Origin of the sequence: Microbulbifer sp. MKSA007 (genome assembly GCA_032615215.1) — a bacterium.
In the GTDB taxonomy this organism is placed as follows: domain Bacteria; phylum Pseudomonadota; class Gammaproteobacteria; order Pseudomonadales; family Cellvibrionaceae; genus Microbulbifer.
Window position 1 is genome coordinate 46,707 of record CP128431.1, and the last position, 23,444, is coordinate 70,150.

At 53.4% G+C, this 23,444-nt stretch carries 20 protein-coding genes and 1 pseudogene; 9 read left to right on the plus strand and 12 right to left on the minus strand.

Translation table 11 applies throughout. The features are described 5' to 3' along the window. The first annotated feature begins 19 nt into the window (after positions 1 to 19). Genes QT397_00195 through QT397_00210 form a run of 4 tightly spaced genes read left to right on the plus strand, consistent with a single transcriptional unit; the run spans position 20 to position 4,904 of the window. Positions 20 to 946: a sugar ABC transporter permease gene (locus tag QT397_00195; GenBank protein ID WNZ53831.1), complete on the plus strand. Its 927-nt coding sequence runs from the start codon at positions 20 to 22 to the stop codon at positions 944 to 946. Continuing rightward, the gene (locus QT397_00200; protein ID WNZ53832.1) at positions 943 to 1,767 is read left to right on the plus strand and encodes a carbohydrate ABC transporter permease; all 825 of its coding nucleotides are present in this window, start codon (positions 943 to 945) and stop codon (positions 1,765 to 1,767) included. Before QT397_00195 ends, QT397_00200 begins: the two co-directional genes overlap by 4 nt. Further along, on the plus strand, positions 1,768 to 2,877 hold the full coding sequence (ugpC, locus tag QT397_00205) for a sn-glycerol-3-phosphate ABC transporter ATP-binding protein UgpC (GenBank protein ID WNZ53833.1): 1,110 nt from the start codon (positions 1,768 to 1,770) through the stop codon (positions 2,875 to 2,877). Then, a complete protein-coding gene (locus QT397_00210; GenBank protein WNZ53834.1) occupies positions 2,877 to 4,904 on the plus strand; it encodes a beta-galactosidase trimerization domain-containing protein in 2,028 nt (675 codons plus the stop codon). The genes ugpC and QT397_00210 overlap by 1 nt, the downstream gene beginning before the upstream one ends. 66 nt (positions 4,905 to 4,970) lie before the next feature. On the opposite strand, the gene QT397_00215 is transcribed toward QT397_00210, so the two are convergent. The 7 genes from QT397_00215 to QT397_00245 all read right to left on the minus strand — a co-directional run bounded on the left by QT397_00215 (position 4,971) and on the right by QT397_00245 (position 13,580). Beyond that, on the minus strand, positions 4,971 to 5,408 hold the full coding sequence (locus tag QT397_00215; protein WNZ53835.1) for a glyoxalase superfamily protein: 438 nt from the start codon (positions 5,406 to 5,408) through the stop codon (positions 4,971 to 4,973). Positions 5,409 to 5,599: 191 nt separating this feature from the next. Next, positions 5,600 to 6,751: a DSD1 family PLP-dependent enzyme gene (locus QT397_00220; protein ID WNZ53836.1), complete on the minus strand. Its 1,152-nt coding sequence runs from the start codon at positions 6,749 to 6,751 to the stop codon at positions 5,600 to 5,602. A gap of 90 nt (positions 6,752 to 6,841) precedes the next feature. Beyond that, entirely contained in the window at positions 6,842 to 9,241 is a 2,400-nt protein-coding gene (locus QT397_00225) for a hypothetical protein (GenBank protein WNZ53837.1), read from the minus strand. 193 nt (positions 9,242 to 9,434) lie between these two features. Next, positions 9,435 to 10,490: an AbrB family transcriptional regulator gene (locus QT397_00230; GenBank protein ID WNZ53838.1), complete on the minus strand. Its 1,056-nt coding sequence runs from the start codon at positions 10,488 to 10,490 to the stop codon at positions 9,435 to 9,437. Between the two features lie 27 nt (positions 10,491 to 10,517). Continuing rightward, a complete protein-coding gene (locus QT397_00235) occupies positions 10,518 to 12,035 on the minus strand; it encodes a tripartite tricarboxylate transporter permease (protein WNZ53839.1) in 1,518 nt (505 codons plus the stop codon). Positions 12,036 to 12,044: 9 nt separating this feature from the next. After that, positions 12,045 to 12,530: a tripartite tricarboxylate transporter TctB family protein gene (locus QT397_00240; protein ID WNZ53966.1), complete on the minus strand. Its 486-nt coding sequence runs from the start codon at positions 12,528 to 12,530 to the stop codon at positions 12,045 to 12,047. 66 nt (positions 12,531 to 12,596) lie between these two features. Next, a complete protein-coding gene (locus QT397_00245; GenBank protein ID WNZ53840.1) occupies positions 12,597 to 13,580 on the minus strand; it encodes a tripartite tricarboxylate transporter substrate-binding protein in 984 nt (327 codons plus the stop codon). A gap of 108 nt (positions 13,581 to 13,688) precedes the next feature. On the opposite strand from QT397_00245, the pseudogene QT397_00250 reads away from it, so the two are divergent. The 5 genes and pseudogenes from QT397_00250 to QT397_00270 all read left to right on the plus strand — a co-directional run bounded on the left by QT397_00250 (position 13,689) and on the right by QT397_00270 (position 18,688). Continuing rightward, positions 13,689 to 14,356 (plus strand): annotated as a pseudogene (locus tag QT397_00250) (response regulator transcription factor). Continuing rightward, on the plus strand, positions 14,353 to 15,738 hold the full coding sequence (locus tag QT397_00255) for a sensor histidine kinase (GenBank protein ID WNZ53841.1): 1,386 nt from the start codon (positions 14,353 to 14,355) through the stop codon (positions 15,736 to 15,738). Before QT397_00250 ends, QT397_00255 begins: the two are co-directional and overlap by 4 nt. Continuing rightward, positions 15,708 to 16,745 (plus strand): ABC transporter substrate-binding protein, encoded by a 1,038-nt coding sequence (locus tag QT397_00260; GenBank protein ID WNZ53842.1) that lies wholly within the window; start codon positions 15,708 to 15,710, stop codon positions 16,743 to 16,745. The genes QT397_00255 and QT397_00260 overlap by 31 nt, the downstream gene beginning before the upstream one ends. An 80-nt stretch (positions 16,746 to 16,825) precedes the next feature. Next, positions 16,826 to 17,299 (plus strand): GNAT family N-acetyltransferase, encoded by a 474-nt coding sequence (locus tag QT397_00265; protein ID WNZ53843.1) that lies wholly within the window; start codon positions 16,826 to 16,828, stop codon positions 17,297 to 17,299. Positions 17,300 to 17,455: 156 nt separating this feature from the next. Continuing rightward, the gene (locus QT397_00270; protein WNZ53844.1) at positions 17,456 to 18,688 is read left to right on the plus strand and encodes an MFS transporter; all 1,233 of its coding nucleotides are present in this window, start codon (positions 17,456 to 17,458) and stop codon (positions 18,686 to 18,688) included. A 105-nt stretch (positions 18,689 to 18,793) separates the two neighbouring features. On the opposite strand, the gene QT397_00275 is transcribed toward QT397_00270, so the two are convergent. The 5 genes from QT397_00275 to QT397_00295 are packed head-to-tail and all read right to left on the minus strand — an operon-like array spanning position 18,794 to position 23,358. Then, entirely contained in the window at positions 18,794 to 19,705 is a 912-nt protein-coding gene (locus QT397_00275) for a TauD/TfdA family dioxygenase (protein WNZ53845.1), read from the minus strand. 29 nt (positions 19,706 to 19,734) lie between these two features. Continuing rightward, positions 19,735 to 20,367, minus strand: a complete 633-nt coding sequence (locus QT397_00280) for a hypothetical protein (protein WNZ53846.1) — start codon at positions 20,365 to 20,367, stop codon at positions 19,735 to 19,737. After that, on the minus strand, positions 20,354 to 21,067 hold the full coding sequence (locus QT397_00285; GenBank protein ID WNZ53847.1) for a hypothetical protein: 714 nt from the start codon (positions 21,065 to 21,067) through the stop codon (positions 20,354 to 20,356). The genes QT397_00280 and QT397_00285 overlap by 14 nt, the downstream gene beginning before the upstream one ends. Then, positions 21,036 to 22,082, minus strand: a complete 1,047-nt coding sequence (locus QT397_00290) for a GSCFA domain-containing protein (protein ID WNZ53848.1) — start codon at positions 22,080 to 22,082, stop codon at positions 21,036 to 21,038. The genes QT397_00285 and QT397_00290 overlap by 32 nt, the downstream gene beginning before the upstream one ends. Before the next feature lie 34 nt (positions 22,083 to 22,116). Beyond that, a complete protein-coding gene (locus tag QT397_00295) occupies positions 22,117 to 23,358 on the minus strand; it encodes an MFS transporter (GenBank protein WNZ53849.1) in 1,242 nt (413 codons plus the stop codon). Between the last annotated feature and the right edge of the window lie 86 nt (positions 23,359 to 23,444).

A 23,444-nucleotide genomic window follows, 5' to 3' on the forward strand; every position in this document is an offset into this window, starting at 1 on the left:
TTCAGCAGAGTCTTAACGCATGACAGTACTTTTGGAACAGGAGAGCGCGGCCCGCCGCGCCACTCCATCCTCCATCTTCGGCACGAGTTCCATTTTCGGATGGTTTATGGTGTTACCGGCACTCAGCCTGTTCGCCCTGTTCATCCTCGTGCCATTTATCCAAACACTCGTTTACTCACTCTACAAATTCGGGCTCACATCGCCCACCAAACAGTTTGTTGGTTTTTCTCATTACCTTGAGATCGTGCAGGACGATGTGTTCTGGATCGCGTTTGAAAACAACATTATCATCGCCATCACCGGTATCATTTTGCAGATTGGCGTGGGTCTACTGCTGGCCGCCATTCTGGATCGCGGCATCAAACGCGGGAAGAGCGTGATCAGCGCGATCATCTTCATGCCCATCGTCATCTCCACCATTGCCATTGGTCTGTTGTGGCGACTGGTGTTTGATCCCAACACGGGCATGATTGAAGAGCTGTTCTTCAACATGGGTTGGTCAACACCCATGCGCGGTTGGTTGGGCGATCCGGACATCGCCCTTTACGCCATCATCTTCGTGGGCTTCTGGCAGTACACCGGCTTCATGATGATCATCCTGCTTGCCGCTATGCAAGGCATTCCGCGGGAGCTTTATGAGGCTGCCAAACTGGACGGGGCAGGGCCGATCCTCAGCTTCTTCAACGTCACATTGCCGGAGCTGCGTAACGTGCTGATTGTCTGCGTCCTGATCACCGTCATCAGCGCCTTCAAAGTGTTTGATCTTGTTTATGTTCTCACCTCAGGCGGCCCTGGCAACTCCACACAGGTGATGGGCTCCTACATCGTTCAGAACGCCTTCACCATTGGGCGCATGGGATATGCAAATGCTGTCTCCGTTGTCTTGCTGGTGATCGCTCTGGGTCTCGGTATCGTACAGCTGCGCACCAGCCGGAGGGACAGATGATCAAAATGCCCTTCAAAACACTCCGGCTCATGATGTACGTCTTCATCGGCGGCTACTGCGTGTTCATTCTTACACCACTCAGTTGGATGGTGTTCACTGCCTTTAAGAAACGCGGCGAGATCTTCGCCAATCCATCGGGCCTACCGAATGAGCTTTACTTCGGCAATTTTGAGCGGGTGTTCTCGTCCGGGATAGGAACCTACTTCCTCAACTCGCTGATTACGTCGGTATTCTCGGTTACGGGTATCGTCGCGATCTCCACACTGGCGGCTTACGCTCTGGCGCGCATCCCGTTCAAGGGCCGCATGTGGGTCTATATGTTCATCGTGGCTTCCTATGCGGTGCCGCTGCATGCCGTGCTGGTGCCCATGTTCCAACTGCTGGACGGCTTCGGGTTGCTCAACACGCTGGCAGGCCTGATCCTGCCTTACATCGCATTTGGCATCCCGTTCACCGTCATCCTGCTTTACGCGTTCTTTCTGGAGTTTCCCAAAGACCTCGAGGAGGCTGCCAAGCTGGATGGATGCTCGCAGCTGCGCACGGTGTTTTTCATCGTGTTGCCGCTCTCAAAACCAGCACTGCTCAGCGCTGCGATCTTTCAGGTGGTGTTTGTCTGGAACGAGTTTCTCATCGCCCTTTTGATCCTCACCTCCAAAGAGGTGAAGACACTGCCGTTGGGGCTGACATCCTTTCAGGGCCAGTACTCCAGTGACTGGGGTGCGATCATGGCTGCGGTACTGCTTTCCGCCTTGCCCATCGTTGCCCTGTATCTGGCTATGCAAAAGCATTTTGTTCGTTCTCTTACAGGCATGGGAAAGTAAATGACGACACTAAGTATTTCTAATCTCTGTAAGAGTTTCGGCGATGTGGACGTGCTGCATGACATCAATCTGGCCGTGCAAAGCGGTGAGTTTGTCGTGCTTGTGGGACCAAGCGGCTGCGGAAAATCGACTCTCCTGAGGCTGATTGCCGGCCTTGAAGACGTCATTGATGGCACCATCCAGATTGGTGAGCGTGTCATCAATGATGTCGAGGCCGACAAGCGCGGCATCGCTATGGTGTTCCAATCCTATGCGCTCTATCCGCATATGAGCGTAGAGCAGAATATCGGTTTTTGTCTGCGCGTGGCTCGGCAACCTTCCGCTTTAATCCGTGAGAAAGTTCAAGACGTCGCGCAGACTTTACAGATTGAGCAGTTGCTGAAACGCAAACCGGGAGAGCTTTCTGGCGGGCAACGTCAACGCGTTGCCATTGGCCGCGCCATTGTTCGCGATCCGGATGTGTTCCTGTTCGATGAACCGCTCTCCAATCTGGATGCAGAGCTGCGTGTCCAGATGCGCCTTGAGCTGATGAAGCTGCATAACAGGCTCAAGGCCACCATGATCTACGTAACTCACGATCAGGTGGAAGCGCTGACCATGGCCGACAAGATTGTGGTGATGCGTGATGGGGTTATCGAGCAGGTGGGTACACCCATCGAGCTCTTCAACAACCCTTGCAACAAGTTCGTTGCTGGCTTCATCGGCACACCAAAGATGAATTTCCTGCACGGACACATCACGACCGTTTCCGACCAAGGCTTACATCTGGAACTGGGCGATGGTGTCGGGCTTGAGGTGCCAAACCGCTGGCGAGGGCACGACGCTGTAGCTAGTGGTCAGAAAGTCTGTGTAGGCATCCGGCCCAACGAGGTGGTGGAAGTGGAGCGTGGCTTTTCCACGCTGCGCGGCACCATCAGTGTTGTTGAGCAACTGGGCCGCGAGACGCTCTCGCACATGGTGTTGCCCAACAAGCAGTACATCTCCGTTTTGGAGAATGGGCAGCATTTTCATGAGCCCGGAACGCCATGGACGGTCTCTTTAAAACCCGAAGCTATTTATCTGTTTGACGAGCACGAGCAAACCATCGCGCTCACCAAGGAATTTGCATAATGACGAGAAGAACACTGAATGATCCGCTGTTGCTGCGGCAGGTGCATCTGGATTTTCATACCGGCCCGCAAGTCCCTGATATCGGGTTGCATTTTGATGAAGACGAGTTTGGCAATACCTTGGTGAAGGCGGGCGTGCAATCCATCACTCTCTTCGCCAAATGCCATCACGGTTACTCCTACCATCCGACCAAGGTCGGCAAACCACACCCAAACCTGAAAACCAATCTGCTACGTCGGCAGATAGATGCCTGCAAAGCCCGCGGCATCGCAACACCCATTTATCTGAGCTGCGCATGGGATGAGTTGGCCTGCCATGAACACCCGGAATGGCGCGTGGTGGACGAACACGGCAAATGGATCACCACCGGCGGGATTGACCATCTGCAGGGGCCGAGTTGGGGTATTCTGGATTTCGGAACCAGCTATCTGGATTACCTTTGCGCCCAGATAGAAGAGGTCGCTCGATTGCTTCCGGAAAACGACGGAATCTTTCTCGACATCTGCCATCAGTATGTGAGCCTCAGCTCACAAAGCATGGATGCATTAAAGGCCAAAGGGTTGGATTGGCAGAACACCGAACATCTCGTGCAGCATGCGGCAGATATGCGCGATGAGTTTTTGCGCAGAACCACGGCTGCTGCACGTTGTGTTCACGCAGACTTGCCAGTCTTTCACAACCACGGCCATGTGACCCGAGGCGACAGACGTATCCTTGGCTTCGACAGTCATCTGGAAATTGAGAGCCTGCCAACAGGCGGTTGGGGCTATGAACATTTTCCCGTCTCCGCTCGCTATGCCGAAACCATCGGCGCCAAATATCTGGGTATGACGGGCAAGTTCCACACGTTTTGGGGCGAGTTTGGAACCTACAAGCCAGGCGATGCTCTGGAGCAGGAAAGCGCCATGATGCTGGCGTTTGGGGCTGGCAGCTCGGTAGGCGATCAGTTGCATCCCTCAGGCATTATTGACCAAACCACATATGAGCGGATCGGACAGGCCTTCAAGCTGATTGAGGGCCGTGAAGCGTATCACTCTGGCAGTGAGGGCCTTGCCGAGATCGGTGTCTTGTCTGCTGAAGCCATCAACGATCCTTACACCATCCGCACCTGGCCCAAACACGTGCCGGGAGACGAAGGCGTTGTGCGCTTGCTGCTGGAAAGTCAGATGCAGTTTGATGTTCTGGATCGGGACTGCGATCTCAGCCCTTACAAACTCCTGATCCTGCCTGATGAGGTGCAGGTGGACGCTGATCTCAAGGCCAAGCTGGACGCTTATCTGGCAGATGGCGGTAAGCTGCTTCTTTCCGGCAAGAGTGGCCTTGGCGAAGATGGGTTCCTGTTTGATATCGGCGCAGAGTATTACGGCACCAGCCCGTTTGACGTGGATTACGCACTTCTATCGGCCCCAGAGTTTGGTGATGCGCCGAAAACACCTGTGTGCCTCTATGAAGGTTCACAACGGATTAGGGTAACCGATGGCACGTCTCTTGGAGATGTCTATGAGCCGTACTTTGCACGTTCCATCAAGCATTTCTGCGGACACCAGCACACACCGAACCGACGCGAAAAGTCAGGCTATGCGGTCGGCGTCAGCAAGGGTCAGATCACCTATCTCGCGCATTCGGTCTTTTCTATCTACATGCAGAAGGGGCCTGTGGTTTTGCTGGAGGCCCTGCGCAATCTCATTGGCTCTTTGCTGGAGGAGCCGATGGTCACCACCACCCATGAGCCTATGCCCGGTCTCAGGGTGATCCTGCGCCACCAGCCGGAGAACAAGCGCTATTTGCTGCATACCTTGTTCTCGACTCCACGGCTGCGTGGCCAAAACAAGAGCACCAGTATTGAAGTCATTCAGGAAAAAGTCCGGCTGCGCGACATCTCACTGGATCTCAAGCTTCCCCGATCAATCACAGGTGCCGAGAGTGTGGATGCAGGCGAGGTAACGCTCAGCACAGTGGGCGGTATCCAGCGCCTCCTGATTGGCGAACTCAACGGACATGCTGTCGTTCCATTGAGTTACGCCTGACAGGATGATTGCATCCTCTTTTAAACCGGGAGGCTTCAGGTCTCCCGGTCTTTTTATTGTGAAAAGCTAAAGCCCATTGAGCACCATGTGAGGTTCACCATCAGAGGTCCTCTCGCTGGTCACTCCATCTGCATTCAAAGTGCAGGTCACACGGTGGCGGAAGGAGGAGAAACTGTCAAAACTCACCACATCCACTGCCTCATCAAACTGCAAAGTCAACCGCACCCGGTAAGCTGCTACTGAACTCTGCACACCAAGAACTTCAGCATCAAACCGCTGACCAAGGTACTTGCCCTGAACTCGGTCTCCGGGGCGCAGGTACAGCACGGGCGGACGATTGCCGACAGCAGCGTAAAGGGTGTTCCAGTCCCGATAACCATGCTGGTGGGCAATGAGTTCCAGTGTCTGGGAGTGCGAAATAGGTTCGCCGCGTTTTTCCAGCGCAGCACGCAATTGCTTTGCCTGCACTTTTAACGCGGAAAGGGAAGGAAGAGATCCATTCATGTCATAGCCTCAAACTATGCGGGATCAACTTGATGGGGCTCGCATTGCCACCAACCCGCTTGTTTAGGCTGATGTCGTCTCTCTTGTTTCAGGCTTCACCATGAGCATGGCTCTGCGAGCGGCAGGGGCCTGAACCCTTACCGCGCAACCTACAGAGGAAGCCGGAAACTGTCAAACACTGAGGTGAGGGCCTAATAGAACTTGCCGCGCGCAGTTACATGCCAAAGCGTTTCCACCACACCGCCGCGCACGCCAACATACCAGTCGTGCAGGTTACAAGTCGGGTCACAATGCCCCGGCACCAGCTTGATCTTATCGTTGATTTTCAAAGTGTTCTGCGGATCTTTGAGAACACCGTGTTCATCTGAGTAATCAAGGCTCTGCAGGTCAGGACGCTCAAACACCTCTGGTGGTCCTGAATCGATACTGTGCGCCTTCAGTCCCGCATCACAAACAGCCTGACCATCAATGTCGGTGGACATGATTGAGGTTAGCAGAAAAAGCGCATGTTCAAAAGCGGGCAGATACTGACCATCTTTATCTTTCACGCGGCGATAGTCCGCATCCATGAACAGATAGGACCCACATTGCAGCTCGTTGAACACACCTGAAGCAGCCTCAAACGGGTAAGAGCCTGTGCCTCCACCACCAACAATATCGCAATGGATCTCCTTGCTTTCCAACAGATCAACCGCGTCCTTGGTGATGGTGATCGCCGTATCTAAAAGAGCCTTCCGATCCGCATACTCATAGGCATGCTGTGCCGCCCCCTGATAGGACTGGATACCAGCAAAACGCAGGTTCGGAGCTGCAATGATCGCAGTCGCCAACTCCAGTACAGCAGCGCTGTCCGCTACACCGCAGCGGCTACCACCGCAGTCCAGCTCTACCAGAACCTCCAGCTCCGTGCCATGCTTCACGGCAGCCTCAGAAAGGGCCGCGATGTTGGGTAGGTTATCCGTGCAGACAAGAATACGCGCGCCCAGTTTTGGCAGTTGAGCCAGACGGTCAATCTTATAAGGATCGCAAACCTCGTTGGACACCATGATGTCCGTGATGCCTGCTCTTGCAAGCGCTTCGGCCTCGCTCACCTTCTGGCAGCACACGCCGCAGGCATGGCCTTGCCCCATCTGCAATTTCGCGATCTCAGCAGATTTGTGCATCTTGCAGTGAGCCCGATGGCGCACGCCGTACTTGGCGATCTCATCCCGCATCTTAAAGAGATTATGGTCGAAGGCATCCAGATCCACGATCAGCGCGGGCGTTTGTACGTCCTCTACCTTCATCCCAGGCAAAGCGGGAATGTCATAGCCAAGCGTGTACTGGGAGAAATCTGAGGTCACGGCGAAATCCTTGCAGCAGGCAGCGTTCATTGAGCGCAATGATCAAAACAGCAGAAGCAATGCACCACACATCGCTTCTGCCATGCAAGCCTAACTTGCCTTGATGTAGCGAATCTTGCCGCCTGTCGAAATCGTTTCAGCCGCACGTAAAATCGACTGGGTGTCGATGCCGTAATGGGCATAGAGATCAGCGATGGTGCCTGTCTGCCCAAAGTGCTCCACACCAAGCGTGCGAATACTGTTGCCTTTGACCGCACCCAACCATGCAAGCGTTGCCGGATGGCCATCCAGAACAGTGATCAGCGAGCAATTATCCGGCACATCATCAAACAGGCGCTCAATATGACTACGGGCATGCAACGCACCGCGATCTCTCGCGCGCTGTGCCGCTGTCCAGCCTGCATTGAGGCGGTCTGCAGACGTGATGGCAAGCAGCCCCACATCACGGCGATCCTCTGCCATCAGGCCAACAGCGTTGATCGCTTCAGGCGCGACAGCACCGGTATACGCAATCACGATCTCTGCATTCGGCCCCGGTTTGCGCAGCCAGTAGGCACCATCGACAATATCCTGCTCTTCTTCCGGTGTGAAAGTACGCAGCGGTTGTTCCAAAGGACGGGTGGAAAGACGCAGATAGATGGAGCCACCGGTCTGATCCCGCAGCCACGTGCGTTCATCCGGATCGCCTTCACCATCGCGCTGCATATAGTCGAACCCAAAGCGCATAATAGTTGCCAGCTCATCCACAAAGGCAGGCTCAAACGCCGCAAGTCCGTCCTGTGCCATCCCGATCAGCGGCGTGCTGATAGACTGGTGCGCCCCGCCTTCCGGTGCCAGCGTCACACCTGACGGCGTTGCAACCAGCATGAAGCGGGCATCTTGATAGCAGGCATAGTTCAGCTGGTCTGCGGCTCGCAGAATGAACGGATCGTAGACCGTACCAATCGGCAACAAACGCTGACCATTGATGCTGTGAGACAGCCCCAACGCGGAAAGCAGCAGGAACAGGTTGGACTCAGCAATGCCCAGCTCAATGTGCTGGCCTTGCGGTGAGAACGCCCATTTGAACGTGGAAGGGATCCGTTCTGCCTTGAACGTATCGGCCAGCTCTTCCTTTGCAAACAATCCACGTTGATTGACCCATGGGCCAAGGTTGGTGGAAACGGTTACATCTGGTGCAGTCGTCACAATATGCTTTGCCAGCTCGTCATCCTGCTTGGAAATTTCATGCAGGATCTGACCAAAACCCATCTGAGTCGAGAGCATCTTCTCCGCAGCATTTGGAGCAGGTAACTGCGGAGGAACAGGCACAGTCTTAGCGGAATACCGGCGGCTGCCTTTGGAGAAGAAGGGCGCTTCAGCAACAAACTTTTCCAAGTCCTGCGGGTCTGCAGCACTCTCCCACTTGTCCCACTCATGCCCTTCGCGAATGCCTTCCAGTTTGCGGTACTCTTCTATCTGCTTGGACGTCATCAACCCTGCATGGTTGTCTTTGTGTCCAGCAAGAGGAAGACCAAAGCCTTTGACCGTGTAGCATAGGAAAAGAACTGGCCGATCATGCTTGCCTGCCTTCTCAAAGGCTTCGATCAGGGAGGGTAGGTCATGACCACCCAGATTGCACATGAGCTTTGAAAGCTCTTCATCACTGCGGCGCTCGATCAGTTCAGTGACTTCGCCCTGATCTCCCAGATCATCCAGCAGACGTTTACGCCACGCTGCACCACCCTGATAGGCGAGAGCGCAGTAAAGCTGGTTGGGGCACAAATCGATCCAATCACGCAGCTTGTTGCCACCCGGCTCTTTAAACGCCTCTTCCTGCAAACTGCCATACTTGAGGGTCACCACGTCCCAACCGAAATTGCGGAAGATGCTTTCGAACTTCTCCCAAAGCCCTTCACGGATCACCGCATCCAGAGACTGGCGGTTATAATCCACGATCCACCAGCAGTTGCGCAGACCGTGCTTCCAGCCTTCCAGCAATGCCTCATAGATGTTGCCTTCGTCCATCTCCGCATCGCCAACCAGCGAGATCATGCGACCTTCCGGTGCTTTGTTGAGACCGCCATGGGCCTTCACATAGTCCTGCACCAGTGACGAAAACAGCGTCTGCGCGACACCAAGACCAACGGAGCCAGTTGAGAAGTCAACGTCATCAACGTCCTTGGTGCGTGATGGATAAGACTGTGCGCCATGAAATCCACGGAAGTTTTGCAGCTTCTCCAGGCTCTGGTTCCCGGCCAGATACTGGATTGCATGAAAGATTGGCCCGGCATGGGGTTTCACGGCCACCCGATCCTGTGGGCGCAGGCTATGAAAATAGAGCGCAGTCATGATGGTGCTGATGGAGGCGCAGGAAGCCTGATGGCCGCCAACTTTCACATCACCAACATCAGCCCCACGTAGATGGTTGGCATTGTGAATGGTCCAAGAGGCAAGCCATCGCACACGGCTTTCCAGTGTTCCCAAAGTTTCCAGTGAAGCTGCGCTCATTAAACTCCCCGTCGGTTTCATTGGAATAATTATTATTCCGCGAGGCTATCAGGTTGCCCTGAGAATTAATGTCTTGAGCCGATTGATATACCTTCATGAATAAGGGAAATTTTTGAGCTTTGGTCCAATTTGAGGAAAATACTTCCGCCTAACCTATTCGGAATGCATTTTTCAGCTCAACCCCTACGTAGATTCACGCCTGATCATTGAGTGGGTTGGAGGACTTAGAGTGCCTCAGCAACAGCGGCACAAGGAAGGTCAGGAGCAGGAGGCGGAAGACGTGGTGGGCGGCGACGAAGGTGGGGTCTAGCCCGCTTTGCACGGCAATAGCTGCCATGGCTTCTACGCCACCGGGAGCAAAGGCCACGAATAGCAGGCTTGGGTCCAAACCAACCAGTGGCATGGCTAGTACGACGCCGACGATTGCCATGCCGACGGTGATGAGAGTAACAGCGATACCCGCACCGATGGCCTTTGCGAAAAGGTCTGGGCTAATGCCTTTGAAGCGGGTGCCGATCAAGGCTCCCATAACCAGAAATGAGCTGAGCGTGGCCCAGTCCGGCATCTTGCCCGGAGTGAACTCCGTCAGGTGCCCAAGCGAGGACACGAGCATTCCTCCAAGCAGGTAGGCCGCAGGCAGTTTCATCTTCAGGAAGATGGTTCCCACGAGAGCAGCGCCCAGCAGAAGATAAACTGCGGAGAGTGGGGTGATGTTTTGCGCCGGAAGGAAAGAGGTGCCGGTTTCTTCAAAAAGCAGAGTGATAAAGAGAGGCACGCAGATGGTGAGGAAGAGCACCCGCGTGCTTTGGGCAAGGCCGATACGCGTCACATCCGCCTTGGCATCTGCTGCCATGCTGAGGATGTAGCTTAAGTGGCCCGGAGACGAAGCCAATGAAGCATTGTAGGCGTCAAAACCGAAGAAGCGCACCAGAACCATTCGGCTAAGAAACATGCTCAGGATAAGGCTGATACCGAGAGCGAGGAAGCTGGCAGGCCATGTTACGGCGGCATCAATGACAGCTGGTGTGACCCCAGAACCAATGCCTGTGCCGAGCACGATAAAGCACAGTGTCCGCAACCAAAGGGGAACGGTGACCGGCGCACCGAGCAGACCTCCAATGGAAACAGCCAGTGCAGAACCGGTGAGGGGGGCAGCGGGAAAACCGAGGAGAGAAAAAAGACCTGCTCCAGCGCCCGCAATCGCAAGCGTTATGGAAAGGTTGAAAAGGTCTTTTCTCTCAAATGTCAAAATCTCAGTTTCCCAGCTGCTGTGTCATCAGTCGCTTTCTGCGGCCTGCAGTTCTTGTTTGCGCACTCGGCGCGCGCGGATGGTTGGCAGCACGACCAGGATAACTGCCAGAGCCAGCAGGCCCATGGTCATCGGGCGTTCCAGAATAAAGCCAATGCCATCGTAAAGCTGCATAGAGCGGGAGAAGTTATCTTCCAGCATGCTGCCCAGAATAAAGCCGATCAGCAGCGGAGCCAGCGGATAATTAGCAAAGCGCAGAAGCGTTGCGCACACCCCAAAGCCCACGAGCATCAGCAGTTCTGTCGCGTTGTTCTGCCCAATATATGCTCCCATCAGGGTGAAGAACAGAATGAACGGAATGAGAAAATTGCGAGGAACAGCCAGCACCTTAGCGATGTAAGGGATCAGCGGCAGGTTCAGGATCAGCAGGATCACATTGCCCACATACATGGAGATGATCACAGACCAGAAGATCTCTGGTTGATCTACCATCAGGCGCGGCCCGGGCGATACGTTCAGTGCGATGAGAGCACCGAGCAGGATTGCAGTGGTTCCTGAACCCGGGATGCCGAGGGTGAGCAGGGGAACGAAGGAACCGGTACACGCTGCATTATTGGCGGACTCGGGAGCAGCGAGACCTTTAACGGAGCCTTTGCCGAACTCAGCTTGTTCTTCTTTCGGAGCGATATTGCGCTCCACCGCATAACCGAGGAAAGAAGCGATGGTCGCGCCAGCGCCGGGCAGAACGCCGATCAGAAAGCCCTGAATGGACTGGCGTCCAATCACTGGGGTGATCTTCTTGGCTTCTTCCTTGGTGATGCGCAGATCTTTGATGTCACCACCATTGCTACCGGAGTTGGAACGGGAAGGGTCCAGCACGAGGAACAGCGCTTCTGGCAGAGCGAACATGGCCATTGCTAATGTGATGAAACCGAAGCCAGACTGTAGATCCAGAATACCCATGGTGAAGCGTGGCTGGTTGAACAGCGCGCCTTCACCAACGGTTGCCATCATCAAACCGACCAGCGTCATCAGCAGCGCTTTTGCCACCTGTCCGCTGCCTGCAAAAGCGGCAATCGCAGATAGACCGACTACCATGAGCGCGAAGTACTCGGCGGAGTGGAAGAGCAGGGCGACAGAAGCCAGAGCCGGAGCAAAGATCATCAGCAGGATCGCGCCGATGCTGCCGCCTGCGAAAGAAGCGATTGCGGCCACAGTCAGCGCTTTACCAGCCTTGCCCTGACGGGCTAGCGGATAGCCATCGAAGCTTGTGGCAACGGTGGAAGCCACACCCGGCGCATTGATGAGGATGGAAGAAGTGGAACCACCAAAGATTGCGCCGTAGTAGACGCCTGCGAGCAGGATCAGTGCAGCGGAGGGGTCTCCAATGGAGATCGCCACAGGGATCATGATGGCGATGATGGACATGGGGCCGAGGCCGGGCAGCATACCGATGAACGTACCGATCAAGCAGCCGCCAATCACCATCAGCAGGTTAGAGAATGAGAACGCCGTCGAGAGGCCAATCCAGATACCGTCTAACATTGTGGCCTCCTAGTTTAGAAATGTCGGCAGCGGGCTGAGGTAGATACCCAGCGTTTGCTGAACCAGATACCAGACGCCACCAGCAGCAACGGCGGCGACCGGTACGAGGATCGTGAAGCGTCGCTCGCCTAAGAGGGCTGCGCCAATCACAATGAAGAGCAGGGTGGAGAGCAGGAAGCCAGAAGGGCGCAACAGCAAGGCGTAGGCCACCATCAAAGCCAGCAAAAAGACTGCCTGTCCGATATTATAGTCCCACAATCGGCTGAAATCGATCTCGTCCGCATCGCTCTCAGCGGGTTTCTTTTCAAAGCCGAGCAGAATGGCAAGGCTGGTGATTGCGGCCAATACTGCAATGACTTTCGGAAACGTGCTTGGCCAGATCGGGTTAAACCGCATGAAAGGCGGCAGGCCTGCGTCCATCATAAAGAACGCCGTGTATCCGTAGCTGAGGCTCACTGCCAAAATGACAAGAGCAATCCATCGGTCCAGTGCCATCATCCCCTCCCGTTGGCGTGGCAAGTGGATGCGCCCATTAGAGTGCATCCCATTATTTTTATTGGTTTAGAGGAAGCCCAGCTTCTTCATGAGATCGCCGATGGCCTTTTCCTGTCCTTCAAGGAAAGCCTGGAAGTCTTCGCCGGAATTATGGATGTTGACCCAGCCATTACGTGCACGCACTTCTTCCCACTCAGGGGTGGCGTACATCTTTGCGATTGCTTCCTGATAAGCGGTCAGCTGTGCTTCTGGCAGGCCAGGAGCCGCGAAGAACCCACGCCAGTTGACGAAGGTGGTATCGATGCCCTGTTCCTTCATGGTTGGTGCATCACCATAAGCTGAAACGCGCTCATCCGCGGTTACACCGATGATCTTCACTTCACCTGCCTTTGCCAGTTCAACTGCCTCAGAGAAGCCTGTTGAAAGCGCGGCAATCTCACCGGAAAGAAGAGCTGCCATTGCTTTGCCGCCGGCATCGTACGGGATGTACTTCACAGCAGTTGCATCTTCACCAGCAGCTTCCATCACCATGGCTGCAACGAGGTGGTCCATGCCGCCTGGTACGGAGCCGCCGCCGATAGCAGTGCCGCGCTTGTCAGCTTTGTAGGCTGCCAGCAGATCGCCCATGGAGTTGATGGAACTATCTTTACCAACCACGATAGCGGCGTAGTCACCGATTGTGCCGGAAACCAGTGTCAGGTCGCGGAAGTTATGCGGGAACACACCGGTCAAAGAACGGATCACGATTGGTGTGGAGTTCACCATCAGCGTGCCGTGCTGACTTGCTGCGTTCTCGATCAGATAACCGATGGCCTTACCGCCACCGCCGCCGGACATGTTCTCGTAGGATGCATTGCCGACAAGACCGGATTTGGTCAGCGCTTCACCTGTGCCGCGTGCGGTGCCATCCCAGCCGCCGCCAGCGCCACCTGGAATGAGGAAGTGGATGCTTTCAACCACTGGCTCTGCAATTGAAGCTGCAGGTAGTGAGAAAGTCGCCGCGGCCATAGCCGCTGCCGCAACCAAGCGGCGCGCCCGAATAAAACTCATTTTGTCCTCCCATTTGACAGGGGCAGCATTTGTCGCCCATGACTTACGTGAAAACACGGAAACCTGACACAAACCTGTCACCTCCTTGATTTTTTGGGGAAGCTAAAGATGAGATTTCTTCTCGTTGAAGATAACGCCAAACTGGCCACATCCATCGTCGAGCGCTTGACGCTGGACGGCCATGTGGTTGATCACGCTGCTGAAATTTCGACTGCTGAGGACTTTATCTCAACGGCAGATTACGACATGATCCTGCTCGATATTATGCTTCCCGATGGCGATGGGCGAGATTTTCTAAATGAACACCGGAGCCGTCAGGATGATACTCCGGTCATCGTTCTGACCGCGCGCTCCGAAGTCTCTGACCGGGTAGGGGTGCTTGATCTCGGGGCCGATGACTACATCACCAAACCCTTTGATTTCTCAGAGTTAGAAGCCCGTTGCCGTGCTGTGATGCGTCGCAAATCCGGCGGTGTGACCAACGCAAAACGATTCGGTGATCTGGTATTCGATTCCTTAGCCGGAACATTGAAAATCGGCAGCAAAACAGTGAGCCTGCGCAACAAAGAACTGCGTCTTTTAGAGATTTTTTTCAGCGCTCCAGACGTTATTTTCTCAAAAACCAAGCTTGTAGACAGATTATTTTCGTATGACGAGGACGTCTCTGAGAATGCCATTGAGGGGTCTATGTGGCCCGTCTACGCAGGCATATATCTTCCTCCTCCGTGCAGATCATCACCGTGCGCGGGCTGGGTTATCGGCTGAGCCTGACATGACGTTAGAGGCCAACATCTCCGGCTCCATCCGCCGCCGTTTGACCCTACAGCTGCTTGGCATTGCCGCCGTGCTTGCGGCCCTGCTGTTTGTCATGGTGATGACTTACGCCAAGCAGGTGGCAGAAGAATCTCAGGATAACATCCTGTCCGCCTCAGCCACCTCCATTCTGGACAGCGCGGCCATTCAGAGCGGGGAGGTCACCGTCGACATTCCATACTCAGCGCTTTCCATGCTGGGGAACGTGAGCGATGACCGCGTGTTCTACCGCGTTGTCGCAGATGGAAAGTACCTAACTGGATATGAGAGCTTACCCGATGCCTACACGGCGAAAGGGCGAGAGAACCACCGCTTCATCACCTCTCACTATCTGGGCGAGAGCATCCGTATGGTGTCGGCTACACGACGCCTATCCAATGCATCCGGACCTGTCGAAGTCACTGTTTCTGTTGCTCAAACACTGAAGCGCCAACGTGAAACACTGGAGCGTATCTCCACAAATGCTGCATACCTCGGCTTCGGCTTCTTCATCGCCGCTGCGGTGTTAGGGGTGTTGACAGCTCAATCCGCAGTTCGGCCTGTACAGACGCTAGCCAACTCCGTTTCCAGAAGAGGCCCGCAAGACCTGCGTGCCGTGCAAGCCCCTGTTCCGGGAGAGATGGCCCCACTGGTGGTTGCGCTCAATCGCTTCATGGCTCGCCTGAAGAAGTCGCTGACCCGATCCGAAGAGTTCATCGCCGAGGCTGCCCACCGCATTCGCACGCCACTGGCAGTGCTGCGCACACAAGCTGAAATAGCCCTGCGCCGCGTGGAACGTCCTGAAAACAGAGCCGCGTTGAAAGAGATGATCCGCGCTATTGATGAAAGCTCGCGCGCGGCTGGCCAGTTGCTTGATCACGCCATGGTCTCCTTCCGCACAGACCATCTGGAAGTGAAGGAAATCAATCTGCTGGAGTTGGCCGATGAAACATTGGAACGCTTACGGCCACTGGCAGAAATGCAGGACAAAACACTCAGCCTGCATGGGAGTGAACCGCCTTCCATCAAGGGTGATGCAATCCTCATTCAAAACGCTCTGAGCAACATTCTGGACAACGCCATCAAATACGCCCCGCAAGGGGAGGACGTGAAGATAACCGTCACTCATGAAGAGAAATGGGTGGTGCTTTCGGTCTATGATCAAGGTCCGGGATTTGTACCAGAAGACATCGAGAAGCTTACAGAACGGTTCTCACGCGGTCAAAACGCTGAGGACACCGTTGGCTCCGGTCTGGGGCTTACTATTGCCGAAGAAGTGACACAGGCACACGGCGGACACCTGAAACTTTCAAACAGAACAAATGTCAGAGGCGCATGCGTATCCTTCTATTTCCCTCAGTCCTGATTGTGTTGTTGGTGTCGCTGGTTTCAGCCCACGCCTATGAGATTGAGCAGCACAAGGTCTTTCCAGCCTCACAAGAGGCGCAGACCCTGCGCATCATCTCCAACTCCGATATCGATATTTTCGCCCCGATGGTAGAAGCCTTCCAACGCAAGTATCCGCACGTCTCCATCGATTACACCGTGGTCAGCAGCACAGAGCTGATGAAAGCGCTTTACGAGGAGCGGCAGGTATTCGACGTGGCTATCTCCTCAGCGATGGACCTGCAGGTGAAACTGGCCAATGATGGTTTCACAAAGCCGCACAGCTCATCCGTTGCTGGTCTAATGCCAGACTGGGCCCGCTGGCGTGACCACGTATTTGCCTTCACGCAGGAACCAGCCTCCGTGGTTTACTCCAAGTCCGCCTTTGAGGGGTTGGAGGTGCCAACCTCACGGCAGAACCTCATCTCGACTTTGCGCAACAATCCGGGCCGCTTCCTCAACAAAGTCGGCACCTACGACATTCGCCAGAGCGGGCTTGGCTTTCTGTTCGCCACGCAGGATGCACGCACCTCAGACACATTTTGGCGTCTCAATGAAGTGATGGGCAGCCTCAATGCTAAGCTTTATTGCTGCTCTGCGGATATGATCTCTGACATCACAACAGGCGATCTGGCCGTGGCCTACAACGTGCTCGGCTCCTATGCCTCGGCGCGGGCAGCAAAAGACCCTGATGTTGGCATTCTGGAACTGGAAGACTTCACCACATTGATGCTTCGCTCCGCCATTATTCCAGCAGGTGCAGAACAGCCAGAAATCGCAGGTGATTTCATTGATCACCTGATCACCGCCAGCTGGAGCGAGGAGGGCGCAGACTACTACCCTTACCCAAAGCTCAATCATAGCGAGGTGGCACCAAACCTGTCCTTGCGCGCTATTCGGTTAGGCCCCGGCCTGCTGGTCTATCAGGACAACCTCAAGCGTCAGCACTTCCTTCAGGAGTGGCAGAACGCGATCATTCAGCAGTGACAAGAGATGAACCATTTTCTCTTTTCAGCTGACTGAGTTTGTGGCATGACACGCCTCCCAAATTCAGATGAGTGAAGTCCATGAGTGTTATGATCCGCCCGCTAGAAATCTCCGATGCCCCTCAATGCGCACAGATCTATTATGATGCGATCATGATCGGAGCGAAGGATTACTACACAACAGAACAGCTCAACGCATGGGCAGGTCCTCAACCCAACCCGGAAGGCTGGACCAAAAATCTGGATGGAATGACAGGTTTTGTGGCTATCAAAGAAGATGCCGTCATCGGTTTCATGACCATCGATATGGAAGGCTACATCAAGTTTGCGTTTGTAAGCCCGTTTGAGAGCCGCAAAGGGGTTGCAACAGCCATCTACAACGCTCTGCTGAACTGGGCAATTGAGCGTAACATTCCGTCTCTGTCGTCAGACATCAGCCTTGCCGCCAGGCCCTTCTTTCTCCGTCAGGACTGGCAAGTGGTCCGCCAACAAGCTCCGGTGTGCAGAGGCATCACGCTGACAAACTTCCACATGACCAAAGCGCTGACTGCTTAGTCCGATCCATTCAATCGGCCTATCACTATTGTCATTCGGGCTTAGCCTTGACCATCCAACCAGAATGGTCACTATGGATGCGCTTAACCTGCGGCTTACTCATCCAGCAATCTACATATAACTTATTGATTTCATATATTCTCTTCAGAGGCCACATTGTCAGACGCCACTTTAAAAGCCAGATGGGGGCAGATCAGCCTACTGTTTTCAGCAAACTTTCTGTCGCTTCTTGGCAATGGTTTGTCTGCAATTGCTATCCCGTGGTTCGTGTATGATTTGACGGGCAACGCCGTTATCACCGCAACGGTCGCCATTGCAGGACAGTTGCCCAACATTATCGTGGGCCTCTTTAGCGGACCGTTGATTGACCGCTATTCCGCCAGAACCATGAGCATCTTCTGTGATGCTGTAAACGCTGTTGCAGTGCTGCTTATTCCGCTGCTCTATGCCGTCGAGATGCTGGACGTGGCCTTGCTTGGCTTCCTCGTCTTTCTGTCTCAGGTGATTGACGTTCCGGGGCAAACCTCCAAAGCTGTCATGATCCCGGCTTTGATCGACAAAGAAGGCTTGCCACGCGAACGGGTCAACGGGCTCAACTCACTGCTGGAGACCGGCGCTGATCTTCTGACACCATCACTAGCGGGTATCCTTATCGCTGCTTTCGGTGCAACCACCGTGCTGCTTCTGGATTCCCTTAGCTTTCTGATGGCCCTGATGATCGTCTCCATGGGCATCAAAGCCAGCCACGTCAGTGCTCCGCCCCAATCAGAGCCACAGCCAACAAAGGAAGCGTGGAAGTGGATGTTCACCACGCCCAGCATATTGAAACTGGGCATCTATGATCTGATCATCAATACCGTCGCTGTTTCCTTGTTGTCGCTGGTGCTGCCAGTGCTGGCAAACGCGAATGATAAGCAGGCCATTTGGCTGGGTATCTGGCTCACCTGTTTCGCCTGCGGAACCACACTCACAACCATCGCCTACACGGTTCTGGGCCACCGCATCTCATCTCTCCGCCTTTTACAACTCACGCCAATCGGTCAGGCCATTGGCCTTGGTCTCCTGCTCTGGGTGTTCGCTGACATCACAAATATAAGCCTCACCCCAACGACTGGCATCATCGCTGCACTGGGAATGTTCCTCTACGGCCTGAACCTCGGTGTCGGAAGCGTGGTTGACGCAACAGTGCTCCAGAAACTCGTCCCCGAAGCCAAACGCGGCACTGTCTTCTCCACCTTCTCCTCCCTCCGCTACACCGGCGTCCCCCTAGGCCTCCTCCTCAGCGGCATCCTGCTGGAGCAAAACAATCCAATAACGCTATTCGGCACATTCATAGGCTTGCTACTGGTGAATGCAGTGATTTGGTTTTGGGGGAGATTGGAGGTGTGAGGAAGGTGGGATTTGAGAGCAGATACTCGCAAGTTCCATAATACATATTATATGTAATAAATATTAGGCAACCATATACTCCCACCTCACACATCCGTTTACAAGTTACTCCACCAACTCTGTCTCTTTCTGAGCTTGATTAACTTCAGCCGCCATCGGCTGAGTACCCAGAACAGTAACGCGCTCACCAAATCTGGAGTAAGGATAATAGTCCCAGACTGCGCGGTGCTGCGTGCAGCGATTATCCCAGAAAACCAATGTACCTGGCTCCCAACGGATGCGGCAGTTCAGAGCTTGCTCACGTTCAACAAATTGGAAGAGCATGTTCAAAATGGCAGTACTCTCGTCTTCAGAAAGATCAGGAATGTGAGTTGTGAAACCTGAGTTCACGAAAAGCATTGGTCTGCCGGTATCAGGATGCTTCGCTACAATTGGGTGTTCTGTTTTGGGAAGCCCTTCAGGCGGAGTGAAGCCTTTCCAGGGTACGGCGCCATCATGAACAGCTGTCAGGCCGAGCAGAAACTCCTTCATTGCAGGAGATAACATTTCATAGGCGAGATGCATGTTTGCAAACAGTGTGTCTCCACCGCATCCAATCTCAGGCGTTTCGTGCATATACAGCATTGAGCCAAGCGAAGGTGCCGGGTCAGCTGTGCCATCCGTATGCCAGACTTCTCCGGCTACAAAACGAGACTTTTCGCTGGCACGAATTAGGACAATCTCCGGATCATCACCATCAATATCGCTTAGTGGGAGTGCCCGTAGCTTTCCAAACCTCCGAGCGAATGCTTTCTGTTGATCCTTTGTCAGTGTCTGATCGCGAAATACCAGAACGTGGTTTTCCAGAAACGCACGATAGATTTCATCGTACTGTTCTTTGGAAGTTTCTTCGGAAAGATCTACACCACAAATTTCGGCTCCAATAACCGGCGTGAGGCGATTAACTTGTATATGGTGATAGGCCTCGCGAGGTTCTGCTGCGATGCGTTCAATAGCTTTCAATGCGTTCGGATGCATGACGTTCCCTCCCCGGAAAACAAATAAAATCAGACTACAGGCGTTAGAGTGAGCTGCTGGAGACCCTCGCTATACCGCGCTTCCAACTCACCAAATGCATGAGCGGCGGCGAAAGCGTATGCGAAGGCTTTTAAAAGGCTGAGTAAAGCAACCTCATCCAAGCCTTGAGGGCTTTCAGAGGCAAACAATCGGGCGGCAATCTTTGAATGAACCTGCGCATTTGCACGTGCAAAGGCCTGTGTATTGGCTTCGCTGTTCAAGGTCCCATAGTAGTCAGCATAAGCCTCTGAAGAGCCAAATTCTTTCTCAATCATCTCTTTGTTGCCGGCGGCAAACTCAAGAGCACTCGCATGAGAAACGCGGTAGGTTTTCTCGGCAATGAACGCTAAGCGAAATAGAACGACAAAGGCTTTCTCTGCCACGTTGGCCCAATGCTCAAAAGGTATGCCCACCCCTGCCGCAGCTTTGCGATGCATGTTCTGGAGGTTTTCTAGCTCCCGACAGTTTTCACCTCGCATCTGAGCGGCTTCTAATCCCACAGGTAAGGCAATCTCAGCCATGTACCTATGAAGTCGGTGGTCTGTCTCATCACGAGAGAACGAAGTCATGTATGCCACCAAGGCGGCTTCAAGCTGAGGTCGCTCTAAATCAGGCTGTGACATGATCTATCGTCCTCTGGCAGGTGAATGCATCTAGTAGGACCTGACCAAATGCTACGTTCCCATGGATCGGGTCATTTTCCTGCGAAAAATCATCGAGTTGTAGGCCATCTCTGCCAACGGTGCCTTGGCGAACATCCAGGGTCTTCAAACCCATACGATTTGCTTCTGCAATCAACACACTTTGGGCTGCTCTAAAGACATTTGGCTCTGAAGTTTCAGGTATTTTTTGAGGAGGGAGGACTGCGGTAACGTCAATGTCTTTTTCGATTAGCGATCGATAAAAATCTAAGGCACCTTGTGCCATAACGCAGATAAGGTCGTGAAACAGCGGGCTCTCAAGAAAAGATTGGGAAAGCGTGTGATCCGCTTCCCGGTATATCTCCCAGTTCTCAGAGGTCGCATAAAAGTGCAGCGCGAAGCCGAAAGTGCAGAGAAGCGGCAGGTTAACATCCAGCAAAGAGCTGGCATTCAACTCCTCCAGAAAGCTCTGGTACATTTCATCAGCGTAGCTACTGCGAAATGTCAGCTTCTCAGCATCCCAGTCCACAAAAGGAGCAGTGAACTCCCGCCCTGCTCCCATTGGCCCGCCAACGAACTGAACACCAGCTTCTTTGGCAGCGCGTCCGATTACACCCGCATGAGAATCTCCAAGCAGCAAGAACTGCGGATCATTTGTAGTAGTCGAGCAGTTCTTCTTCACAGATGATATCCTCAAACGGCAGTGATGATCGGGTACCTTCTTCAGCAGTTTTGTGTTGCGTCTGATCCCTGAGATAAATGCTGTTAAAGAAGTGGTTCATTACAAAGCGCACCCCAGTTGGCGTGATTGTGCGCTTGTTTGGATTGTAGAACACGCCATTCATGGGAGGTGATGCGACCAACTCATAGGATGGAAAGTACTCAACGTTTTTATTGATTGCTTCCAACTGACCAGCGACAGCGCGCAAAACTGACTTAGTGTAAGTAGAGGCTGTCAGTACGTGGTGCTGCGAGAAGGTCGCAGTGACCGGAACAGGTGAAACTGTAAAAACCAAACGCAAACGCGGATTGTATCGCCCCAAGAGACCAATGCACTCCTGAAAGTCAGAGTGAATCTCGCCAAACGTAAAGTTATGTGCCTTATGCAAACGTTCATCGAACCGGCCCTGTACGGTTCCGGGACACATCGGATACACCACATCCGTTACAGTGTTTAACCAGGCCTCAGTCAACCCCATGGTGAACACGAACACATCAGCAGAAGAAACGGCTTGGCGGATTGCTTCTAAGGTGACCTCACGCGACGCCCACATTGCTTGCGGGCTATCGAAACCAACTGGTGTTATGTTGGGTCGAAACGGATCGAAATAGCGCTCTCCGTCATTCCAAACTTCCTTAGAGGGCGGGGTTTCCTCAAACGCCCACTTTAGCCATTGCAGCAGTAAACGAGCGGTGTAGATGTTCCCTGTCCGGAATGAGAAAACACCATAGTTCAGCTCATGCGCGACTTTTGCACTGAACTCGTCTGGTGCAGTTTCAGCATTTAGCCAGTTCATTCCTCTGCGCTGCAGCTCTTTGCCCATGTTCTGAGAGAAACAAGATCCAGCGGTAATGATCGCGGCATCTTTGGAGATCTGAAACTTTGGTTTCCAAACCTCGGAGATTGAAAAATAGTCTTTTTCAGCAACGGAGGGGCGCCAAAATTTATTGGGAGGGAAAGAAATGTATGGGTTCATTTCACACCTCTCCTCACATGACACGAACCAAATATCATGCGACCTCCTCAGCAACTTTTTCTTTGATCTCAGTTGCACTTAACAACCTGAAACTCACGTAAGCCACGGGTAGGCACAGCATCGCAGAGGCTAGGAACAACGGTCCGCCGCCGAAGCGTTCAATCACGAGTGCAGCAACAAAAGGAACGGCTGCGGCTCCCGCATTGGACAGCATGTAGAGCCCCATATAACTGTTCCTAAGACGAACCGGCGCCATACGGTCAACCACAGTGGCGAACAAAGGCATGGCGATGATTTCTGCGAGTGTCGCCAGTGCTATTGCGACAAGCCACAGTTCCATCATCTCAGCCCTGTTAAAGGCGACGACCAATAGTCCGAGCATCAGGAAGAAGAACGCAACCAAAACAGCTTTGTGCTCTTCAAGCGTGATAAGCCATTTCATCAAGAACAGGTGGACAATCAGAACAACGCTTGTGTTGGTCACGTTTATCGACGCAATGATCCCATTGATGTTTGCCGTCTCAAGGAACAATAGGAAAAACGTGAGAGGCTCATCCATTTGTGCATACAGGATGACGAGAAAAAAGTTGGACACAAACAGTGTCATGAAAAGACGATCCGTTAAAGCTACCTTCAGCAACCTCGGGATCGGGACTTCTTCTTCTCTGTTTGTTGCAATGATAGTCCGCGTGACGCTAACTAAAATACAGGCCGCTAAGATGGCGTAAGCTATTGCACCAGCAAGAAAAGCTAGGTTTGAGTTATTACTAGCAAACCACACTCCGCAGAGAGGCCCTAACGCCCCCGCAATGTTGACCAGATAGTACCGCAAATGGAACAGTAACGGGCGGTCCTCTTCTTTTGCTGCACAGTCTCCCAAGGCAGAGCGCAAAAGCGGCTCCAAGGCTCCATTTGCAACAGACATCGCGATGATGATTGCAAAATACACCTGTTCACTGCTCCAGAGTCCGAGTGAGCAATAGAGCCCCATAATCACCAGCGTGCTTAGTAGCATGATTGCCTGGCGGTTCAGTTTGTCTGCAACAACTCCGCTTATTGGCGATGTTAAAATTGCTGCAAATGCCGATACGGAAAAAATCACGCCGAGCTCAGCAATAGAGGTTCCAAACCGCCGGGCCATGAGCACTGCGAAAAAGGGCCAGATCATGAAAGAAGCAAAGCGCGCGCAAAAAGTACCGATCAGGATTGTTTTCGCAGACTTCGGAAGCATCCGGAATTGACGCAGAAACGTTTCCCGCCCACGAGTTTCAGACATGAACAAAACAACCTGAGATTAAATTAAAACTTGACTTTGTGATATATTAGAAAGAATGATTGGGCAATTAAAAAATCAATACCCGA